Origin of the sequence: Pseudonocardia hierapolitana, assembly GCF_007994075.1 — a bacterium.
GTDB classification, from domain to species: domain Bacteria; phylum Actinomycetota; class Actinomycetes; order Mycobacteriales; family Pseudonocardiaceae; genus Pseudonocardia; species Pseudonocardia hierapolitana.
On record NZ_VIWU01000001.1, the window covers coordinates 7,277,206 to 7,296,216 of the forward strand.

General features: G+C 73.5%; 21 protein-coding genes and 1 pseudogene. 17 read left to right on the plus strand and 5 right to left on the minus strand.

Annotated elements, in window-relative coordinates:
- Positions 1–167: 167 nt before the first annotated feature.
- Positions 168–953, plus strand: a complete 786-nt coding sequence (locus tag FHX44_RS34360) for a prepilin peptidase (protein WP_246170746.1) — start codon at positions 168–170, stop codon at positions 951–953.
- Positions 954–978: 25 nt separating this feature from the next.
- Positions 979–2,148 (plus strand): chorismate synthase, encoded by a 1,170-nt coding sequence (gene aroC / locus FHX44_RS34365; RefSeq protein ID WP_147259586.1) that lies wholly within the window; start codon positions 979–981, stop codon positions 2,146–2,148.
- Positions 2,149–2,265: 117 nt separating this feature from the next.
- Here the strand turns inward: aroC and FHX44_RS34370 are convergent, their stop codons facing one another.
- A complete protein-coding gene (locus tag FHX44_RS34370; protein WP_147259587.1) occupies positions 2,266–2,556 on the minus strand; it encodes a hypothetical protein in 291 nt (96 codons plus the stop codon).
- Positions 2,557–2,722: 166 nt separating this feature from the next.
- Between FHX44_RS34370 and FHX44_RS34375 the strand changes: the two genes are divergently transcribed.
- From FHX44_RS34375 to FHX44_RS34390, 4 genes are all read left to right on the plus strand, one after another.
- Positions 2,723–3,343, plus strand: coding sequence for a shikimate kinase (locus tag FHX44_RS34375; RefSeq protein WP_281287933.1), 621 nt, complete (start codon positions 2,723–2,725; stop codon positions 3,341–3,343).
- 25 nt (positions 3,344–3,368) lie between these two features.
- Positions 3,369–4,451 carry a 3-dehydroquinate synthase gene (gene aroB / locus FHX44_RS34380; RefSeq protein WP_147259589.1) on the plus strand — a complete coding sequence of 361 codons (1,083 nt, stop codon included), beginning with the start codon at positions 3,369–3,371 and terminating at the stop codon, positions 4,449–4,451.
- Entirely contained in the window at positions 4,448–4,891 is a 444-nt protein-coding gene (gene aroQ / locus FHX44_RS34385) for a type II 3-dehydroquinate dehydratase (protein WP_147259590.1), read from the plus strand. The genes aroB and aroQ overlap by 4 nt, the downstream gene beginning before the upstream one ends.
- Positions 4,892–5,481: 590 nt before the next feature.
- On the plus strand, positions 5,482–6,525 hold the full coding sequence (locus FHX44_RS34390; protein WP_147259591.1) for an IS110 family RNA-guided transposase: 1,044 nt from the start codon (positions 5,482–5,484) through the stop codon (positions 6,523–6,525).
- A gap of 490 nt (positions 6,526–7,015) precedes the next feature.
- Here FHX44_RS34390 and FHX44_RS34395 read toward each other — a convergent pair whose 3' ends face one another.
- Complete coding sequence (locus FHX44_RS34395) at positions 7,016–7,246, minus strand: DUF6458 family protein (protein WP_147259592.1); 231 nt, start codon at positions 7,244–7,246, stop codon at positions 7,016–7,018.
- 48 nt (positions 7,247–7,294) lie between these two features.
- Between FHX44_RS34395 and FHX44_RS34400 the strand changes: the two genes are divergently transcribed.
- From FHX44_RS34400 to nusB, 3 genes are all read left to right on the plus strand, one after another.
- Complete coding sequence (locus FHX44_RS34400; protein WP_147259593.1) at positions 7,295–8,377, plus strand: M24 family metallopeptidase; 1,083 nt, start codon at positions 7,295–7,297, stop codon at positions 8,375–8,377.
- A 123-nt stretch (positions 8,378–8,500) separates the two neighbouring features.
- Positions 8,501–9,064: an elongation factor P gene (gene efp, locus FHX44_RS34405; RefSeq protein WP_147259594.1), complete on the plus strand. Its 564-nt coding sequence runs from the start codon at positions 8,501–8,503 to the stop codon at positions 9,062–9,064.
- Positions 9,064–9,498: a transcription antitermination factor NusB gene (nusB, locus tag FHX44_RS34410; protein WP_147259595.1), complete on the plus strand. Its 435-nt coding sequence runs from the start codon at positions 9,064–9,066 to the stop codon at positions 9,496–9,498. The genes efp and nusB overlap by 1 nt, the downstream gene beginning before the upstream one ends.
- Here the strand turns inward: nusB and FHX44_RS34415 are convergent.
- The 3 genes from FHX44_RS34415 to FHX44_RS34425 form a co-directional block, all read right to left on the minus strand.
- Positions 9,495–10,514, minus strand: coding sequence for a prenyltransferase (locus FHX44_RS34415; protein ID WP_147259596.1), 1,020 nt, complete (start codon positions 10,512–10,514; stop codon positions 9,495–9,497). The two genes, nusB and FHX44_RS34415, sit on opposite strands and share 4 nt — an antisense overlap.
- Positions 10,515–10,648: 134 nt before the next feature.
- The gene (locus tag FHX44_RS34420; RefSeq protein ID WP_147259597.1) at positions 10,649–11,167 is read right to left on the minus strand and encodes a 2,4'-dihydroxyacetophenone dioxygenase family protein; all 519 of its coding nucleotides are present in this window, start codon (positions 11,165–11,167) and stop codon (positions 10,649–10,651) included.
- On the minus strand, positions 11,164–12,219 hold the full coding sequence (locus tag FHX44_RS34425; protein ID WP_170309156.1) for an AraC-like ligand-binding domain-containing protein: 1,056 nt from the start codon (positions 12,217–12,219) through the stop codon (positions 11,164–11,166). Before FHX44_RS34425 ends, FHX44_RS34420 begins: the two co-directional genes overlap by 4 nt.
- Before the next feature lie 260 nt (positions 12,220–12,479).
- Between FHX44_RS34425 and FHX44_RS34430 the strand changes: the two genes are divergently transcribed.
- The 8 genes and pseudogenes from FHX44_RS34430 to FHX44_RS34460 all read left to right on the plus strand — a co-directional run bounded on the left by FHX44_RS34430 (position 12,480) and on the right by FHX44_RS34460 (position 18,947).
- Positions 12,480–13,811 (plus strand): ABC transporter substrate-binding protein, encoded by a 1,332-nt coding sequence (locus tag FHX44_RS34430; RefSeq protein ID WP_147259599.1) that lies wholly within the window; start codon positions 12,480–12,482, stop codon positions 13,809–13,811.
- A gap of 68 nt (positions 13,812–13,879) precedes the next feature.
- Positions 13,880–14,290 (plus strand): annotated as a pseudogene (locus FHX44_RS44350) (ATP-binding cassette domain-containing protein); the annotation flags it as partial.
- 129 nt (positions 14,291–14,419) lie between these two features.
- Positions 14,420–14,545 (plus strand): ABC transporter ATP-binding protein C-terminal domain-containing protein, encoded by a 126-nt coding sequence (locus tag FHX44_RS44355; protein ID WP_425469208.1) that lies wholly within the window; start codon positions 14,420–14,422, stop codon positions 14,543–14,545.
- Positions 14,542–15,255, plus strand: a complete 714-nt coding sequence (locus FHX44_RS34440) for an ABC transporter ATP-binding protein (RefSeq protein ID WP_212612782.1) — start codon at positions 14,542–14,544, stop codon at positions 15,253–15,255. The genes FHX44_RS44355 and FHX44_RS34440 overlap by 4 nt, the downstream gene beginning before the upstream one ends.
- Positions 15,252–16,112, plus strand: a complete 861-nt coding sequence (locus FHX44_RS34445) for a branched-chain amino acid ABC transporter permease (protein ID WP_147259601.1) — start codon at positions 15,252–15,254, stop codon at positions 16,110–16,112. Before FHX44_RS34440 ends, FHX44_RS34445 begins: the two co-directional genes overlap by 4 nt.
- Positions 16,109–17,158 carry a branched-chain amino acid ABC transporter permease gene (locus FHX44_RS34450; RefSeq protein WP_147259602.1) on the plus strand — a complete coding sequence of 350 codons (1,050 nt, stop codon included), beginning with the start codon at positions 16,109–16,111 and terminating at the stop codon, positions 17,156–17,158. The genes FHX44_RS34445 and FHX44_RS34450 overlap by 4 nt, the downstream gene beginning before the upstream one ends.
- Positions 17,158–18,195 carry an alcohol dehydrogenase catalytic domain-containing protein gene (locus FHX44_RS34455; protein WP_147259603.1) on the plus strand — a complete coding sequence of 346 codons (1,038 nt, stop codon included), beginning with the start codon at positions 17,158–17,160 and terminating at the stop codon, positions 18,193–18,195. Before FHX44_RS34450 ends, FHX44_RS34455 begins: the two co-directional genes overlap by 1 nt.
- Positions 18,195–18,947 (plus strand): SDR family NAD(P)-dependent oxidoreductase, encoded by a 753-nt coding sequence (locus FHX44_RS34460; protein ID WP_147259604.1) that lies wholly within the window; start codon positions 18,195–18,197, stop codon positions 18,945–18,947. Before FHX44_RS34455 ends, FHX44_RS34460 begins: the two co-directional genes overlap by 1 nt.
- Positions 18,948–19,011 lie beyond the last annotated feature (64 nt).

Sequence of the window (19,011 nt, forward strand, 5' to 3'; positions counted from 1 at the left end):
CCCCGCCGGTGGATGCACACACGCCCGACAGTCCGAGCCGGGCGCCCGCGCCGGTCTCGCGGTTGTCCACCTCGCGTTCCGGCTGTCCACAGTTCCGCGGCACCCGTCGACCGGCGGCGGCCGGGCGCGGAGCATCGAGGCAGGCACCCGGATGCGCTGGAGGGCTGATGGCGATGGTGCAGGTGGGAACGGCGCTGCAGGTGGGAACAGCGCTCCACGAGTACGTCCTGCCGGGGAACGCGCCGGTGGGGGTCGCGCTGCCGATCGTGATGTTCGCCGCGGCCGGTGTCATGGCCGGTGGCGGGGCACGGGTGCTGCTGCGGCGGCTGCGCCGCGGCACACGGATCCCGCCGCCGAGGTGCGAGGCGGGGGTGGCGGCCCTGTGGGCGGCCACGGGGGTGGCGTGGTCGGCCGGTGCGGTGCCCGCGGTGTGGGTGCCCGCCGTGCTCGGGTTGGGTTGGCTCGCCTTCGCGGCCGGCGTGGTCGACCTGCGGCAGCGGCGGTTGCCGAACGCCCTCACACTGCCCGCGTTCCCGATCGCGCTGCTGCTCCTGCTGCCGGTGGGGCCTGCGGCCGTGGTCCGGGGCGCGGCCGGTGCGGCGGTGGCCGTCGCGGTGCACGTGGCGCTCCACCTCGTCGACCGGCGGGCGGTAGGGGCGGGTGATGTGAAGCTCGCCGCCCCGCTCGGTGCGGTGCTGGCGGCGGTGGCGTGGCCGGCGCTGGCGCTGGCGGCGGTGCTGGCCGCGTGCTTCACCGCGTTGCTCGCCGCGTTGCTCGCCGTGGCCGCCGCGATCGGCTCGCCGGTGCCCGCGGGGAGCCAGGTGCGGGCGCGGGCGGGGCCGGAGCGGCGGTGGCGTCTCGCCGGGCAGACCGTGCCGCACGGGCCGTCGATGCTCGCGGCCACCTGGGTCGTCACGGTCGCCCTGCTGGCACTGGGTGCGGGGTCCGGCTGACCGGGGAGGTGAGAGAATCGCGATCGTGCTGCGCTGGATCACCGCCGGGGAGTCCCACGGTCCTGCCCTGGTCGCCGTGCTGGAGGGCATGGTCGCCGGGGTCGAGATCACCACCAAGGAGCTCGCCGCGGAGCTGGCCCGGCGCCGGCTGGGCCACGGCCGGGGTGCCCGGATGAAGTTCGAGGCCGACGAGCTCGAGGTCATCGGGGGCGTCCGGCACGGTGTCACGCAGGGTGGGCCGATCGCGGTCCGCATCGGCAACACGGAGTGGCCGAAGTGGGAGACCGTCATGGCGGCCGACCCCGTCGATCCGGAGTTGATCGCCAACCGGGCCCGCAACGCTCCGCTCACCCGCCCCCGTCCCGGTCACGCCGACCTCGCCGGCATGACGAAGTACGGCTTCGACGACGCGCGGCCGGTGCTGGAGCGCGCCAGCGCCCGTGAGACCGCGGCCCGGGTCGTGCTCGGCACGGTGGCGAAGGCGTTCCTGGCCCAGGCCTTCGACGTGGCGGTCGTGTCGCACGTGGTCTCGCTCGGCGCCGTCGAGGCACCGGAGGGGGAGGCGCCCGGCCCGGGCGACCTGGATCGGGTGGACGCGAGCCCGGTGCGGGCCTGGACGGACGAGGCCACCGCAGCGATGGTCGCCGAGGTCGACGCCGCGCAGAAGGACGGCGACACCCTCGGTGGCGTCGTCGAGGTGATCGCCTACGGCCTCCCCGTCGGCATCGGCTCGTACGTCCAGAGCGACCGCAGGCTCGACGCGCGGCTCGCGGGCGCGCTCATGGGGATCCAGGCGATGAAGGGCGTCGAGATCGGCGACGGGTTCCGCACGGCCCGGCGGCGGGGCAGCGCCGCGCACGACGAGATGGTGCCCGGCGACCCGGTGCGGCGCCTGTCCAACCGGGCCGGCGGCATCGAGGGCGGCATGACCAACGGCGAGCCGGTGCGCGTCCGCGTCGCGATGAAGCCGATCTCCACGGTCCCGCGGGCGCTGCGCACCGTCGACGTGTCCACCGGCGAGGCCGCGCAGGCGATCCACCAGCGGTCGGACGTCTGCGCCGTGCCGGCGGCGGGCGTGGTGGCCGAGGCGATGGTCGCCCTCGTGCTGGCCGACGCCGCACTGGAGAAGTTCGGCGGCGACTCCCTCACCGAGACCCGCCGCAACCTGCGCGGCTACCTCGACGCGATCGGCTGAGGCACACCGGGGACCGATCCCCGGGCCTGGCCGACGGAGCTGTGATCAGCAGCCTGGTGCGAAACCGGTCGAATGGGGCCGTTCTCGCACCGAATCGATGATCACGGCCGATGGCGGTCAGTGCTCGGCGGGGTGATGTCCACCGCGGCCGCGGTGGGCGCCGGCGTGGAAGGCGGCGGCGCGGTCGGCCTGCCTGCTGAGTTCGCAGCGATCCGCCGAGGCGGTTCTGGTGGGCTCGGGAGCCGCCTCGGCGCCGAACGCGGCGAACGGTGTGCCGCTGCCGGTGCCGCCGGGCGTGCGCAGCTGCGGTTCGATGTGCGACTGGCGGCGCCGGCGGGGGAGCGGGAGCTGCTCGCGGGCGGGCGTGGGGCCGTCCGGCGGCGCGGGCGGGTCGTCCGGGTTGGTCACCGATCGCCCTCGCTGCGCGGTTCGCTCTCGCGGTGGGTCACCGGCTGCTCCGATCATGCGGAATCGGGGTCCCTGCGCACGATATCCGATGCCCGGTGGGCCCGCCTCGGGGAGCTGCATACGTCCCCGCATCGGGTGTTCCGTCGCGGTCACTACCCTGGTACCCGTGCCTGTCGAGAGCCGCCCCACGCTGGTCGTCGTCGGTCCGCCGGGGGCCGGGAAGACCACGGTCGGCCGTGTGCTGGCCCGGCGGCTCGGCGTCGCCTTCGCCGACGCGGACGCGATGATCGAGGAGCGCACCGGCAAGGCGATCGCCGACCTGTTCCTCGAGGACGGCGAGGACGGGTTCCGGCGCCTCGAGCGCGAGATCGTCGCGGAGGCGCTGACGAGCCACGACGGCGTGCTCGCGCTCGGCGGGGGAGCCGTGCTGGCCGCGGAGACCCGCGCGCTGTTGCGGGCCCACCGGGTCGTGCACCTGAGCGTCGGGCTGGCCGACGGCCTGCGACGCACGGGCATGTCCACGGCGCGGCCGCTGCTGGCGGGCGTCAACCCGCGCGCCACGTTCAAGGCGCTGCTCGACGCCCGGGCGCCGCTGTACCGGGAGGTCGCCACCGTGCAGGTCGCCACCGACCGCCGCAGCGCCAACCAGGTCGCCCGGGCGGTGCTGGAGGCTCTCGGGGAGATCCCCGCCGCGGCCCCCGACGACCCGATCGACCCGGACGATCCGCTCGACCGGCCCACGCCGCGAGGGGGCGCGCCGCTGCCGGACCCGAGCGTCCGGCTCTGAGCCGAGCGGTCATAGGGTGATCTCCGTGAATGCGACGGTGCGGATCGATGTGGCCACGGAGCGGCCCTATCCGGTGCTCGTGGGCCGCGGGGTCCGCGCCGAGCTGGCGGCCACCGTCACCGGGCTCGGCGCGGCCGCCGCGCTGATCGTGCACCAGCCGGCGCTCGCCGACGTCGCGGAGGCGGTTCGGGCCGAGCTGGAGGGTGCCGGCGTCGACGCGCACCGCGTGGAGGTTCCCGACGCAGAGGACGGCAAGGCGCTGGCCGTGGCCGGCTTCTGCTGGGAGGTCTGCGGGCAGATCGGCCTCACCCGCGGCGACGTCGTCGTGTCGCTCGGCGGGGGCGCGGTCACCGACCTCGCCGGGTTCGTCGCGGCCACGTGGATGCGGGGTGTGCGGGTGGTGCACGTGCCCACCACCCTGCTCGCGATGGTCGACGCGGCGGTCGGCGGGAAGACCGGCATCAACACGGCGGCGGGCAAGAACCTCGTCGGGGCGTTCCACGAGCCGTCCGCGGTGCTCGTCGACCTCGCGGTGCTCGACACGCTGCCGGCACCGGAGCTGGTGGCGGGTAGCGCGGAGATCGTCAAGACCGGCTTCATCGCCGACCCGGTGATCCTGGAGCGCATCGAGGCGGACCCGCAGGTGGCGCTCGACCCGGCGGGCCCGGTGCTGCCCGAACTGGTGGAGCGTTCGATCCGGGTCAAGGCCGACGTCGTGGCGGCCGACCTGCGCGAGTCGCACCTGCGGGAGATCCTCAACTACGGCCACACGCTGGGGCACGCCATCGAGCGCCGCGAGCAGTACCGCTGGCGCCACGGCGCCGCGGTGAGCGTCGGGCTGGTGTTCGCGGCCGAGCTGGCGCGGGCGGCGGGCCGGCTCGACGACGCCACGGCCGAACGGCACCGGGCGGTGCTCTCCTCCCTCGGCCTGCCGGTCGCCTACGTGCCGGGCGTGCTGCCCGAGTTGGTCGAGTCGATGCGCGGGGACAAGAAGGCCAGGGCAGGCACGTTGCGGTTCGTGGTGCTCGACGGGCTGGCGAAGCCCGGCCGGCTGGAGGGCCCGGAGCCGGAGCTCCTGGAGCGCGCGTACGCGGCGGTGTCGGCGTGACCCGGGTTCTGGTGCTCAACGGGCCGAACCTGGGCCGGCTCGGCACCCGGGAGCCGGCCGTCTACGGCCGCACCACCTACGCCGACCTCGTGGCGCTCTGCGAGCGCACGGGGGCCGAGCTGGGCCTGCAGGTCGATGTGCGCCAGACCGACCACGAGGGCGAGCTACTGGGCTGGCTGCACGAGGCCGCCGACGCGGGCGCGCCGGTGGTGCTGAATGCGGCCGCCTGGACCCACACCTCGGTTGCGGTGCGCGACGCGTGCGCCCAGCTCACGGCGCCGCTGATCGAGGTGCACATCACGAACGTGCACCGGCGCGAAGAGTTCCGACACCACTCCTACATCTCCGGCGTCGCCACCGGAGTGATCGTCGGGCTCGGTGTGGACGGCTACCCGCTCGCTCTGCGCTGGATCGCCACCCGCACCGAGGCGACCGTCTAGCCCGGGGCCGGCCGGGTGCTCGGACCGTTGCCGACGGCGGCCGGTGGTCCGGGCGAAATGATCGATGCGAGGGTGGGCCGAGTGCCTCCGCCGGGGGCGACTCGCCCGGCTCGCGTCAATCGCTGATCGTTCCCGCGCCGCAGCCAAGCGCTCTCCAGGGTGCACAGCGCGAGCTCAGATCGATCAAGGGGCCACGGCCGGTTTGGTGCGAGCCCCGGGCCGATGGGCCTTCGGTGGCGCCGCACATTGTGCGGGCCCTGCAAATGCTGGGGCGGCGCCTTCGGTGGCGCCGCGCATCGTGCGGGGCCGCCCCTCACGCCTCAAGGGCGCCTCAGTGTCAGGCTGAGGGCTGCTGCTGTTGATCGGCAGCGGTTAGGGTCCGGCCCTGATCACGTGGTGACTCTCAAGGGCGCTGCCACCGTTGGTTGGCTTGCCGCAGAACTGTCGAGCGTGGTCAGGGTTCGGGCCGGCTGGCCTGACTTGATAGAAGCGTGGGCTAGACGCCATCCCCTCGACTGAGGTGTGTCCGACCAGCCGACCCGATCCGGATGCCTGTCTCCTGATCTGGAAGGAAGGACACCCGGACGTTCATGGTGGTCATTGGGATCGATCCGCACAAGCGGACCCACACCGCGGTCGCCGTCGACGAGGTGGGGCGCAAGCTGGGCCAGGTGACGGTCGCCTCCACCCCGGAGGGGTGGTTGCGGTTGTGGGCGTGGGCGGGCGGGTTTGGGCCGGACCGGCGGTGGGCGGTCGAGGACGGCCGCGGGGTGGCCGGGCGGCTGGTGCGCACCCTGATCGGGCACGGCGCGAGCGTGGTGTGGGTGCCGCCCAAGCTGATGGCCCAGAGCCGGGCCAGCGCGCGCACGCGCGGCAAGTCCGACCCGATCGACGCGCTGGCCATCGCCCGCGCCGCGCTGCGCGAGCCGGACTTGCCGGCCGCGCACCTGGATGAGGTGGCCGCTGATCTGCGGCTGCTGACCGACCGGCGCGAGCAGCTGGTCAAGTGGCGCACCCAGACGATCAACCAGCTGCGCTGGCACCTGCACGACCTGGACCCCGGCCTGGACCCCGGCGCCGGGCGGTTGAACAGTGCCCGTCAGCTGGACCGGCTGACCGCCGGGCTGGAGGCGCTGCCGGCGAGCGTGCGCCGCGACCTGGCGCTGGAGCTGGTCGGCGAGATCCGTCGGCTGCGCGAACAGATCCGCCGGTTGGACAAGCAGCTGGGCGAGCTGGTCGTCCCGCTGGCCCCGACCCTGCTGGCCATCGTCGGGGTCAACGTGGTCACCGCCGCGAAGATCATCGGTGAGGTCGCTGGGATCTCCCGGTTCCGGTCCGCGGCCGCGTTTGCCATGCACGCCGGTGCCGCCCCGATCCCGGTCTGGAGCAGCAACCGGCCCCAGGTGCGGCTCAACCGCGGCGGCAACCGGCAACTCAACGCCTGCCTGCATCGCATCGTCATCGCCCAGCTCAGCCACAAACCCGAGGCGCGGGCCTGGCGCGAACGCTGGACCCAGCGCCGACCCAACGCCACCGGCAAGGCGGCGCTGCGCGCCCTCAAACGCCACCTCGCCGACGTCGTCTACCACGCCCTGCTCACCGACCACCGCCGCCAACTCCCAGCGACCGCTTGACATAGAAGCTTCTGCGGCGTCGCTGCGCGATCGCTGCGCGACCCTTGACCCGTGAGCCTCTGCGGCCCCTCCGGGCAGCACGACGCGGGCAGGCCAGGGGCCTGCCCGGAGGGCGCGCGGCGACACCGAAGGCGGTCCGACGGCCGTGATCGAGGCTTCGGCCCGAAACGGGCGAAAACGACACGGGAACGCGCCGAACTGCCGATCATGCCGCCCGTGGCGCCGCCACAGGCGACTTCACACACCCAGTACGGACTTCACACAAGGCCGGCCTTGTGTGAAGTGGCCATTGGGTGTGTGAAGTGACTGTCGGTGGGGAGACAGGGCTCTGGTGATCGGCCCGAGGAGTGCATCAGCGTCTCCGCCGAGTCCGTGGTGTGCTGATCGGAATGATCTCCGCAGCTCACGCGCCCGTTCTCGGCCCACGCACCCCGTCAACCGGGTGCGTGGGCCGACACGGGTTGCGCGAGCAAGGCCAGGTCGAACAGCTCTAGTAGCGCGGGTCCGTCGGGTGGGTGTGCGGGGGCGGGTACTCCGCCTCCCGCCGCACGACGGGCCGGGCCTGGCGGGCCAGCACGAGGCTCGCGACCAGGCCGATGAGGCCGACGACGGTCAGGATCCAGCCGATGAGCTCGAGGTCGATCCCGCCCAGGTCCACGCGTACGGCGAGGGCGAGGATCAGCCCGAGCGCGAGTAGCCCGATGCTCGTACCGATTCTCATACTCCCGACTACCCCGCTTGCACCCTTGTGGACACATAGGGTGAAGACATGTCCTGCTCCGCCCGGCGGGCGGCCCTGCGCGCGCTGCTGCACGGCGCGGGAGTCGACGCCCTGCTCGTCACCGATCTGGTCAACGTCCGCTACCTGACCGGCTTCACCGGGTCGAACGCGGCACTGCTGGTGCACGCGGGCGGTGACGGTGCGAGCCGCTTCTGCACCGACGGCCGGTACCGCACGCAGGCGGCGGCCGAGGTGCCCGATCTGGAGACGGTGATCGAACGCGCCTGCGCGGTCGAGCTGGCGAAGCAGGCGGCGGCGCTGGGCGTCGAACGGCTGGGATTCGAGTCGGACACGGTCTCGGTCGACGCGCACGACGCGCTGACGGAGGCCGCGGGCATTCCGCTGGTCCGCGCTCCCGGCCTCGTCCAGCGGCTGCGGGCGGTGAAGGACGCAGGCGAGGTGGAGGCGCTGCGTCGCGCCTGCGCGGTGGGCGACGCCGCCCTCGCCGAGCTGCTCGAGGCGGGCGGGCTGCGGCCCGGGCGCACCGAGCGGGAGGTCGCGCTCGACCTGGAGAACCGGATGCGCGCCCACGGCGCGAGCGCGCCCGCGTTCGAGACGATCCTCGCCGCGGGACCGCACTCGGCCGTGCCGCACCACCGGCCCACGGACACGGTGCTGCAGCGGGGTGATCTGGTGAAGCTCGACTTCGGCGCGCTCGTCGACGGCTACCACTCCGACATGACCCGGACCGTCGTGCTCGGCAGCGCGGCCGACTGGCAGCGCGAGCTGCATGCGCTCGTCGCGGAGGCGCAGGCGGCCGGGCGCGCCGCGCTCGCCCCCGGTGCGGAGGTCGTGGCGGTCGACGCCGCCGCCCGCGGGGTGGTCGAGCGGGCCGGGCGCGGTGAGGAGTTCGTGCACGGCTTGGGCCACGGGGTCGGGCTGCAGATCCACGAGGCGCCGTACGTGGGCCAGACCGGGACCGGCGCCCTCTCCGCAGGGATGGTGGTGACCGTGGAACCGGGCGTCTACGTCGCCGGCGCGGGTGGCGTGCGCATCGAGGACACGGTCGTGGTGCGCGACTCGGGCCCCGAGCTCCTCACCCACACCACGCGCGAGCTGCTCGAAGTCTGACGGGTATCCTGGACCGCGGACGACGGCGCCGCTGCAGCGCGCCGCTTCATGGAGCAACCCCGGCGCGCGACAGCACCCGCGAATCCTGCGCGCCCCGCGACAGACGCAAGGAGTCAGGCGCACGTGGCCACGACGAACGACCTCAAGAACGGTCTGGTGCTCAACCTGGACGGCCAGTTGTGGTCGGTCACGGCGTTCCAGCACGTGAAGCCCGGCAAGGGCGGCGCCTTCGTGCGCACCACGCTGAAGAACGTGCTCACCGGCAAGGTCGTCGACAAGACCTTCAACGCCGGCACCAAGGTCGACACCGCCACCGTCGACCGGCGGGACATGACCTTCCTCTACCGCGACGGCGCCGACTTCGTGTTCATGGACGGCGACACCTACGACCAGATCCCGATCCCGGAGACGGTGGTCGGCGACTCCGCCAACTACATGCTCGAGAACCAGAGCGCGATGGTGGCCCTCCACGAGGGCACCCCGCTGTACGTCGAGCTGCCCACGTCGGTGGAGCTGGTGATCTCCCACACCGACCCGGGCCTGCAGGGCGACCGATCCACCGGTGGCACCAAGCCCGCCACGCTGGAGACCGGCGCCGAGATCCAGGTGCCGCTCTTCGTCACCACCGGCGAGAAGGTCAAGGTGGACACCCGCGACGGGCGCTACCTCGGCCGCGTATCCGGCTGATGCCCGAGCGGCTGCAACGGGCGCGCACGAGGGCACGGAAGCGGGCCCTCGACATCCTCTTCGAGTCCGAAGCCAGGGGCGATGACGCCCTGGCCGTCCTCGCGCACCGCCGCGAGACCGACGACGCCCCGCCGGTGTCGGACTACGCCGCGATGCTCGTCGAGGGCGTGGTGGCCCACCGCGAGCGCATCGACCAGCTCCTCGCCGAGCACGCCGAGGGCTGGACGGTCGCGCGGATGCCGGCGGTCGACCGCACCCTGCTGCGGATCGGCGTGTTCGAGCTGCTCTGGGTCGACGAGATCGACGACCCGGTGGCGATCACCGAGGCCGTGGAGCTGGCGCGGGCCCTGTCCACCGACGACAGCCCGCGCTTCCTCAACGGCGTGCTCGGCCGCATCGCCGACATCGCCGAGCACCTGCGCGCCACCCGTTAGAGCACCGCTCCGACCGCCAGGCCGAGCACCAGCAGCGCGCCGGCCTGGCGCACGTGCACCCAGGCGAGCGCCGCGTACCACAGCGGCCAGACCGGGAAGCCGGGCGGCGGCCCGTCCGGGGGCGGGCGGCGGAACCGGGGCCACACCTTCGCCAGCCGCGGCAGAGCGAGCACCACGGCGAGCGCCGGCCACGGCATGGCCCCCACCAGCACGCACAGGACCACCAGAACGTAGAAGGCTGCCATCATCCCGAGCGTCACCGCGCGGGCGCGGCGCTCGCCGAGGATCACCGGCAGCGTCCTGATCCCCAGCGGCGCGTCGAACGGGATCTTGTCGATGTGCTTGCCCATCAGCACCGTGGTGCACAGCAGTCCGTAGGGCAGCGACGCGAGCAGCACGGGCCAGCCGATCGATCCCGTCGCCGCGTAGAAGGTGCCGCCGACCATGAGCGGGCCCCACACCAGGAGCACGTCCGGTTCGCCGAGACCGCGCTTCTTCAGCCGCAGCGGCGGCGCGGTGTAGGCCACGCTCAGCACGAGCCCGGCCAGCGCGAACGCCACCACCGGCCAGCCCCGCGCGAACGCCAGCACCACGAGGATCACCAGGTCGGCGAGGTTGACCAGCACGATCGCGGTGATCAGCGTGCGCCGCGACACGAGGCCGGAGAGCACGGGGTGCGGCGCGTACAGGGCGCGGGGGTAGCTCGCCGTGTCGCTGCCGGCCTGCGTGTCGTACAGGTCGTTCATCAGGTTGTTCGCGACGTGCGCGAGCACGATCCCGACGACGGCGAGCGCGAGCCAGCGTCCGTCGAACGCCGGCCCCGGTTCGCCGACGGCGAGCAGCGCCGCCACCAGCCCCGAGACCAGGGTCATCGGCAGTACGGCTGCGCGCGTGACCACGATCCAGCGGGTGATCACATCCACGCGGCCGTCCGGCGGCGGATTGGTGGTGCGCAGCGCGTAGGCCCAGGAGGACAGCCGCGACCGCTCCTGCGGGCCGGTGGTGGCCTCGCTCACCCGGGGAGCGTACGTCGGTCGACCGCCCGGTGGGGGATCGCGCGGCCACCTACCGGTCGAAGTCCGGCCCGGGCTGTCCCGGCCGAACAGCCGTGTGACCGGGCGAGCGGACCGGCCGGGAGCGGCGCACCCGATTACCGGATGAACTGGTCGACGAAGCCTGCACCGAGCCCGACCTTCTCGTAGTGCTCGCGGCACAGGTCGATGTAGTCGAAGACGTCGAACGTGCCGTCCGGCTTGCCGTCCTCGTCGAGCCAGATGAGCGGGCCGGTCACGTTGAAGGTGATGCGGGTCGGCTCCGCGGACTCGTAGGTGACGAGCGTGTGGCCCTCGCCGGGGGCCTCGTAGACGAAGTCGCCCGCGGTGGCGACCCAGTCGTGCTCCAGATAGCCCCACCTGCCCGAGATCGTGTACGCGAACACCTGGTGCGGGTGGTAGTGCCGGTTCACCAGGCCCGCGCCGCGCGCCATGAGCACGTCGCACCAGCGGTTCTGGCTGGTCGAGATGAACAGCGGCCGCGAGCCGACCGTCTCCGACAGCGGGATGTAGTAGCGGTCGTCGTCGATGGGGCCGTCGGAGACGTGCAGGTCGGGCAGGGCGCCCGGCCGGAAGACGTTGTCGATCGGCTTGATCTCGCGCCAGAACTCGGTCATGGCGGCCACGATCCGCCGGCGGGACGGTTCGGGCCTTTCCCAGCGTGCACGGTGCCCGATCCTGCGCGCACTGCGCGCGGGCCCGACCGCGCGTGCACCCCGGAACCGGTGCCGAGCGCGTGGGCCCGCCACTCCCGGGGCGGGCAGCCGTAGGCGGCCCGGAACACCCGGCTGAAGTGGTCGGGGTTCGTCATCCCCCACGCGCTGCAGATCGACTCGATCGTGTGCCCGGCGAGCGTCGGGTCGCCCAGGTCGCGCCTGCAGCGCTCCAGCCGCCGCTGCTGCACGAACCGCGACACCGAGGCTCCCTCGCGCTGGAAGAGCTTGTGCACGTAGCGCACCGAGATGAAGTGCGCGCCCGCGATCTGCTCCGGTCCGAGGCCCGGATCGGCCAGGTGCTGCTCGATGTAGTCGTGGATGCGGCGCAGCAGCAGCGCCGTCGGGTCGCTCGGCACCGCGGGCCGCCCGCTGCTGAACAGGGACCGCAGCAGGCCGACCATGCTGTCGGTCAGCGCGTCCGACTCGGCGATGGACCCCTCGTCGAGCCCGTCGAGGAGCCCGGTGAGGAACGGCCCGACCCGCGCCGCCAGCCCGGAGTCGCCCGCGATGCGCATGGCCGTGCGCGCCCTGATGTGGTCGGCGTGCGGGCCGAGCAGGTACTTCGGGAAGTTGAAGACGATCAACTCGAAGGGCTCGTCGATGTCGATCGTGTAGGGCCGCGAGGTGTCCTGGGTGGTCAGGTCGCCGGGTACGAGCGCGCTCGCCCGGTCCTGCTGGCTGACGCGGCAGTTCCCGCGGCGGACGAGGTGCAGCTGCAGCTCCTCCGGATCGCCCTGGCGGATGCCGCGGGGCGTGCGGATGCAGGTGTTCGGGTCCCCGGTCACCCGGAACGCCTGGATCGGCCCGAGCCGGTGCCCGAGCACCCGGCCGAAGAAGGGCGCGGCCAGCGATCGCTCGATCTGGAGCGGGAAGAAGATCTTCGACGCGGCTTCGTGCCAGCACTCGAACCGTTCGCCGGGCGGGACGCTGCGCGTGTCGACAAGAACGGCCATCGTCGATCCGCCTCCTCGCGGTCGTCCAGGGCAATCACAGACGGGGGCCCTTCGCGGTGTCAAGGCGATGCCGTGTCGTGGAAACATCATCAAAGTGTGACGCCGGGTGAGCGGATGTCGCTCAGCGCGATCGGCATCCGCGCAGGTGTGCACTGCTCCCGCGGTCCCGCGCACAAGTCCTCGCGGCCGCACACCGTGCTTCCCCCGCGTCATTAGCGTCCCGCCGCACCCGATCGCGACGCAGACCGAAAGGCGGGGCCATGGCCGTTCCCCCGAGTGCTGCCGGGTTCGGCAGGCGCGACTTCCTGCGAGGTGCGGCCGCCGCGGGCGCCGTGGCCTCGACGTCCGGCCTGCTCGCAGCGTGCGGCGGCCTCGCGGGCTCGGAAGCGTCGGGCGGCAGCGGCGGTACGACGATCCGGATCGCCCACATCACCCCGCAGACCGGCCCCCTGGCGGGTTTCACCGCGCCGGACGGCTACCTGCTGGACCTCGTCCGCGCCGCTTACGGCGAGGGCGTGCAGGTCGGGGGCACGACCTACCAGCTGGAGATCATCACGAAGGACGCCGCGTCGGATTCGAGCCGGGCGGCGGAGGCGGCCCGCGAGGCGATCCTGCACGACCAGGTGGACCTCATCCTCACCGGCGTCACGCCGACCGTCGCCAACCCCGTCTCCGACCAGGCAGAGGCCTCGGGCATACCGTGCATCGCCTCGCTGGTGCCGTGGGAGAGCTGGTTCACCGGCCGGGGTGGCGACCCTTCCACGGGGTTCCGGTACACGGTCTGCTTCTTCACGGGCGCGAGCGGGGAGATCCGGGCGGTCCCCCCGGTGTGGCAGCGGCTCGACTCCAACCACGTGATCGGGGCGCTCTGGCCCAACAACGTCGACGGTGACACGTTCCGCGCCGCGTTCACGCCTGCGATCGAGCAGATCGGGTTCCGGCTGTCCGATCCCGGCCCGTACGCCGAGCCGGCGAGCGACTACAGCGCGCAGATCGGCCGGTTCCGGGCCGACGACGTGCAGATCCTCACCGGCGTGCCCGCCCCGCCGGACTTCGCGACCTTCTGGCGCCAGTGCCGGCAGAACGGGTTCGTGCCGCCCTACGCCTACGTGCACAAGGCGATCCTGTTCCCGGCGGCGGTCGAGGCGCTCGGTGACCTCGGCGAGAATCTGATGACGAGCGCCTGGTGGACGCCCGACCTCCCCTACACCTCGTCCCTCGACGGGACGACCGCGAAGGCGCTCGCCGAGGGGTACCAGCAGCGCAGCGGCCAACAGTGGATGCAGCCGATGGGGTTCACCTACGCGCTCTTCGAGGTGGCGATGGCCGGGATCAAGGCGGCCGCCGACCCGAAGGACCGCGAGGCGCTCGCAGGCGCGCTGCGGACGCTGCGGACCGAGACGATCGTGGGCCCGCTCGACTTCGGCGCCGGGCCGGCCCCGAACGTCGCGTTCACGCCCGTGTTCCCCACCCAGTGGCAGCGCGGCACCGGGCCGTACCCGTACGAGCTGGTGATCGTGGACAACACGCTCGCCCCGGACGTCGCGATCACCGGGGACGTGAAGCCGCTCCCGGGATCCGGAGCCGCATGATCGCGCCGGCCTTCGAGGTGGAGCACGTCGCGCTGGCGTTCGGCGCGCAGACGGTGCTGCGCGACGTCTCGCTGGCCGTCGCCCCCGGCGAGGCGGTCGGGATCGTCGGGCCGAACGGTGCGGGGAAGTCGACCCTGCTCGACGTCGTCACCGGGGAGCGGCGTCCGGACGGCGGCCGGGTGCGGCTGTACGGCAGCGACATCGGCCGGGAACCTGCGCGCCGGCGCTGCCTGCTCGGGCTGGGGCGCACCCATCAGATCCCGCGACCGTTCACCGGCCTGACCGTGCTGGAGAACGTGCTGGTCGGGGCCTTCCGCGGGGCCGGGCTGCGGCGCCGCGCGGCCTACCGGGCGGGTCTCGCCGCGCTCGAGCGCACCGGCCTCGCCGACCGTGCCGACCAGCAGGCGGGCGACCTCGGGCTGCTCGACCGCAAGCGCCTCGAGCTCGCCAGGGCGCTCGCCACCGGCCCGGACGTGCTGCTGCTCGACGAGATCGCGGGCGGTCTCACCGCCCCCGAGACGGAGTCGCTCATCGCCCTGCTGCGCGAGCTGCACACGGACGGCACCACGATCGTCTGGGTCGAGCACGTGCTGCGCGCGCTGACCCGGGTGGTCACGCGCGTCGCCTGCCTCGCGGTCGGCGAGATCATCGCCGACGGGCCGCCGGACGCGGTGATGGCGGACCCGCGGGTGGTCGAGGCCTACCTCGGCCGACCGGGGGCGGTACTCCTGTGAGCGCACTGCTGGAGGCCGACGGCCTCGACGTCCTCCACGGGCACCTGCAGGCGCTGCACAGCGTCTCGATCGGCGTCGACGAGGGCGAGACGGTGGCGCTCGTCGGCGCGAACGGGGCCGGGAAGTCGACGCTGCTCAGCACGCTCGCCGGGGCGCACCGACCCCGCAACGGTGCCGTCCGGTGGGCGGGGCGGGACGTCACCGCGCTGCCGGCCCATCGCCGCGTCCGGCTCGGCATGTCGCTCACCCCGGAGGGGCGCCGCCTCTTCCCGAGCCTCACCGTGGAGGAGAACCTGCAGGTCGGCGGTTGGGTGGGACGACCGGGGGCGTGGGACGTCGCGCGCGTCTACGAGGCCTTCCCGCTCGTGGCCGGTGTGCGTGACCGGCGGGCCGATGCGCTGTCCGGCGGGGAGCGCCAAGCCGTGGCGATCGCCCGCTCGCTGCTCGCGAACCCGCGCGTGCTGCTGCTCGACGAGGTGTCGCTCGGGCTCGCCCCGGTGATCGTCGACCAGCTCTACGACTCCCTCGCCGTGATCCGCGAGGAGGGCACCGGTCTCCTGCTGGTCGAGCAGGACCTGCAGCGCGCGATGGAGGTCTGCGACCGCATGTACTGCCTGCTCGAGGGCCGGATCGTGCTCGCAGGGCGGCCGGGGGAACTGAGCCGTGACGACGTGGTGGCCGCGTACTTCGGGCTGCGGAGCGCGTCATGACGCAGGCACTCGTCCAGGGCGTCCTCGTCGGCGGGCAGTACGCGCTCTTCGCCGCGGGGTTGTCGCTGATGTTCGGCGTGATGCGCATCGTCAACCTCGCGCACGGCGCGCTCGCCGTGGCCGGGGCGTACCTCGCCAGCACCGCGATCGTGGCGCTCGGCGTGCCGGCGCCGGTCGCGATCCTGCTCGCGCTCGTCGTCATGGCCGGCGTCGGCTGGGGGCTGCAGCAGCTGGTGCTGGAGCGGACGATGCGGTCGGGCGAGTTCACGACGCCGCTGGTGACGTTCGCACTGTCGGTCGTCATCGGGAACGTGCTGCTGATGGTCTTCGGCTCGGACGTGCGGTCGATCGCGCTCGCCGGGCTGGAGACCGCGAGCGTGCCGATCACGGCCACGCTGTCCGTCGGCTGGATCAGCGTGCTGGTGTTCGCTGCGGCGGTCGTGATCCTCGGCGGGGTGCAGCTGTTCCTGCACCGCACGGTGGCGGGCCGGGTGGTACGGGCGGCCGCCGACGACAGCGCGACGGCCGCCCTCATGGGCGTGGACCACCGCGTGGTGTTCTCGGCCGTGACGGCGTTCGGCCTGGTCACCGCGACGATCGCGGGGGTCGCGTTCGGCGTGCAGTCGAGCTTCGACCCGCACGCCGGCGTGCTGCTCCTGCTGTTCGCGTTCGAGACGATCGTGATCGGCGGGCTCGGGTCGCTGTGGGGCACGCTCGTCGGCGGGATCGTGCTCGGGGTGAGCCAGACGCTCGCCGCGGCGGTCGACGTGCAGTACTCCCTTCTCGCCGGCCACCTCGTGTTCCTGGCGTTCCTGTTCGTGCGCCCGCGCGGCATCTTTCCCGGGACCTGGCAATGACGGTTATCCAGGAGCGGACCGCAACCCCCGTGGCCCCGGTCGTGCGGCTGGACCGGGTCTCGATCGCGGCCCTCGCAGGCGCCGCAGCGCTGTTCGTGGCCCTCGCCGTGCTGCCCTTCGTGTTCGCCGGGCCGGTCCAGAACGCCCTGACCACGGTGTTCCTGCTGGCCACGATGGCGTCGATGTGGAACCTGCTCGCCGGTTACGCCGGCCTGGTGTCGTTCGGCCAGCAGGCGTTCCTCGGCGTCGGGGCCTACACGCTGCTCGTGGCCGTGAGGGCCGGGGTGAACCCCTTCGCGGCCGTGCCGATCGCCGCGGTGGTGTCGCTCGCCGTCGCGGTGCCGCTGTCGTACGGGCTCTTCCGCACGCGCGGCGCCTATTTCGCGATCGCGACGTGGGCGGTCGCCGAGGCGTTCCGGCTGCTCGTGATCACCGTCCCCGCGCTCGGCGGTGGCGAGGGGGCCACGCTGCCGCCGACCGGTCTGGACCCCGTGCTCCGCACCGCCCTGACCTACTGGACGGCCCTCGCCGTGGTGACGGTCTCGCTGCTGGGGATCTGGCTGCTGCTGCGCTCCCGGATCGGCCTCGACGCGGCCGCGGTGCGCGACGACGAGCAGGCCGCGGTCGCCGTGGGCGTGCGTGCGAGCCGGGCCCGCCGGGTGCCCTACCTGGTGTCCGCGGCCGGGTTCGGCGCGGCCGGCGCCGTGCTGTTCCTCGCCAACCTGCGGCTCGAGCCGGCGTCGATCTTCAACGTGAACTACAGCGCGAACGCGTTCTTCATGGCGCTGATCGGCGGCGTCGGCACCATCGAGGGGCCGGTGGTCGGGGCGCTGGTCTTCTACGGGCTGCAGTTCTTCCTCGCCGACCTCGGGGCCGCCTACCTCGTGCTGCTCGGCGTGCTCGCGATCGTCGTGATGCTGGTGGCGCCGGAAGGGCTGTGGGGCCGGTTCTCGCGGTGGACGGGCGTGGTGCTGTTCCCGATCGGATACCGGGTGCGCCCGGCCCGGAGACAACGAGTCCGGAAGCCAGGAGAAGGAGAGTCGTGATGCGGGCGGTGGTGACCCGTCGGGCCGGGGCGATGGAGGTCGGCGAGGTGGCCGACCCCGGCGAGCCCGGCGCCGGGCAGGTGCTGGTGCGGCCGGAGGCGGTGGGGATCTGCGGGTCGGACCTGCACTTCTTCACCGGCGAGCTGGCCACGCCGCCGGAGTTCGGCCCGCAGTTCCCGCGCGTGCAGGGGCACGAGTTCGCCGGTGTCGTCGAGGCGCTGGGCCCCGGCTGCCCGCCGGAGCTCTCCCTCGGGCAGCGCGTGGCCGTGCACCCGCTGTCCTCGTGCGGGCGGTGCCGGGCGTGCCGGATCGGGCGGGAGAACGCGTGCCCGGACTTCCGGCTCGTCGGGGTGCACGTCGACGGCGCGCTCGCCGACCGCGTCACGGTGGCGGCCGACCAGGTGTTCGGGGTCGGCGACCTGCCGGCGACCGTCGCCGCGTTCTGCGAGCCGATGTCGATCGCCGTGCGGGCGCTGGAACGGGGGAGGGTGGCGGCCGGGGAGCGGGTCGTCGTGCTCGGTGCGGGACCGATCGGCCAGGCCGTGACGATCGGCGCGCTCGACCGCGGCGCCCGGGTCCTGATCACCGACGTGGCCGGTGGACGGCTCGCTCCGGCGGCCGCCGCCGGCGCGGATGTGCTCCACGTCGGCGAGTCCGGCGCGGTGGCGGCGGCCGGGGACTGGTCGGACGGGGAAGGCCCCGCGGTCGTCGTCGACTGCACCGGGGCACCGGCAGCCATCGCCGACGGCGTGACGATGGTCGCGCCCGCGGGCCGGGTGGTCGTCGTCGGGATCTCCCACCAGCAGGTGGCGCTCCCCGTGAACGCGTTCACGCAGAAGGAGCTCGACCTGCTCGGATCCACGGTGTGCACCGCGGCCGACTTCGCCGAGGCCGTTCGGCTGGTCGGGCGGCACCGCGCACACGTGGCGCGCCTCGTCACGCACCAGGCGCCCCTGGCCGAGGCTCCCGCCGCGGTGGAACACGCGCTGCGGCACCCCGGCGAGGTGCTCAAGCTCGTGATCCGGACGGGGGAGTGATGGGCGACCTGCTGGTGGGCAAGACAGCGGTGGTGACCGGGGCCGCGGGTGGGATCGGCCGAGGCGTCGCGCTGGAGCTGGCGCGCGAGGGCGCGGCCGTCCTGGTCTCCGACCTGGCCGGGGCGAGCGCGGGCGGTGAGGAGACCGTCGCGCTGATCGCGGCCGAGGGCGGTACGGCCGCCTTCACCCCGTGCGACGTGACGTCGGCGCGGGACTGCGCCGCCCTCGTGGACACCGCCCTGGCGCGGTTCGGCAGGCTCGACTGCGCGGTCAACAACGCCGGGATCGCCGTGCACAAACCCCTGGCGGAGGTGACCGAGGAGGAGTACGACCGCGTCCTCGCGGTCAATCTCAAGGGCGTGTTCCTCGGCATGCGGGCCCAGATCCCGGCGATGGTCGAGCGCGGCGGCGGCGCGATCGTCAACGTCGCGTCGGTGGCAGGCCTGATGGCCGTGCCGCTGATCAGCCCCTACACCGCGAGCAAGCACGGGATCATCGGGCTCACCCGCAACGCGGCGATGGAGTACGGGACGGCCGGGGTCCGCGTGAACGCGGTGTGCCCCAACGCCATCCGCACCCCGCTGATGGACGCATCGCCGCCGGACTTCGTGGCCGAGCTGATCCGCCCGCAGGCGATCCCGCGGGTCGGCGAGCCCGAGGAGGTCGGGTTCGCCGTGGCGTATCTGTGCTCGGACCGTGCCGCGTTCGTGACCGGCGTGGCGCTGCCGGTGGACGGCGGCTACGCGGCCTGACCGCGATCAGGCGCCCTGACGGTCAGGCGCCCTGACGGTCAGGCGCGCTGACGGTCAGGCGCCC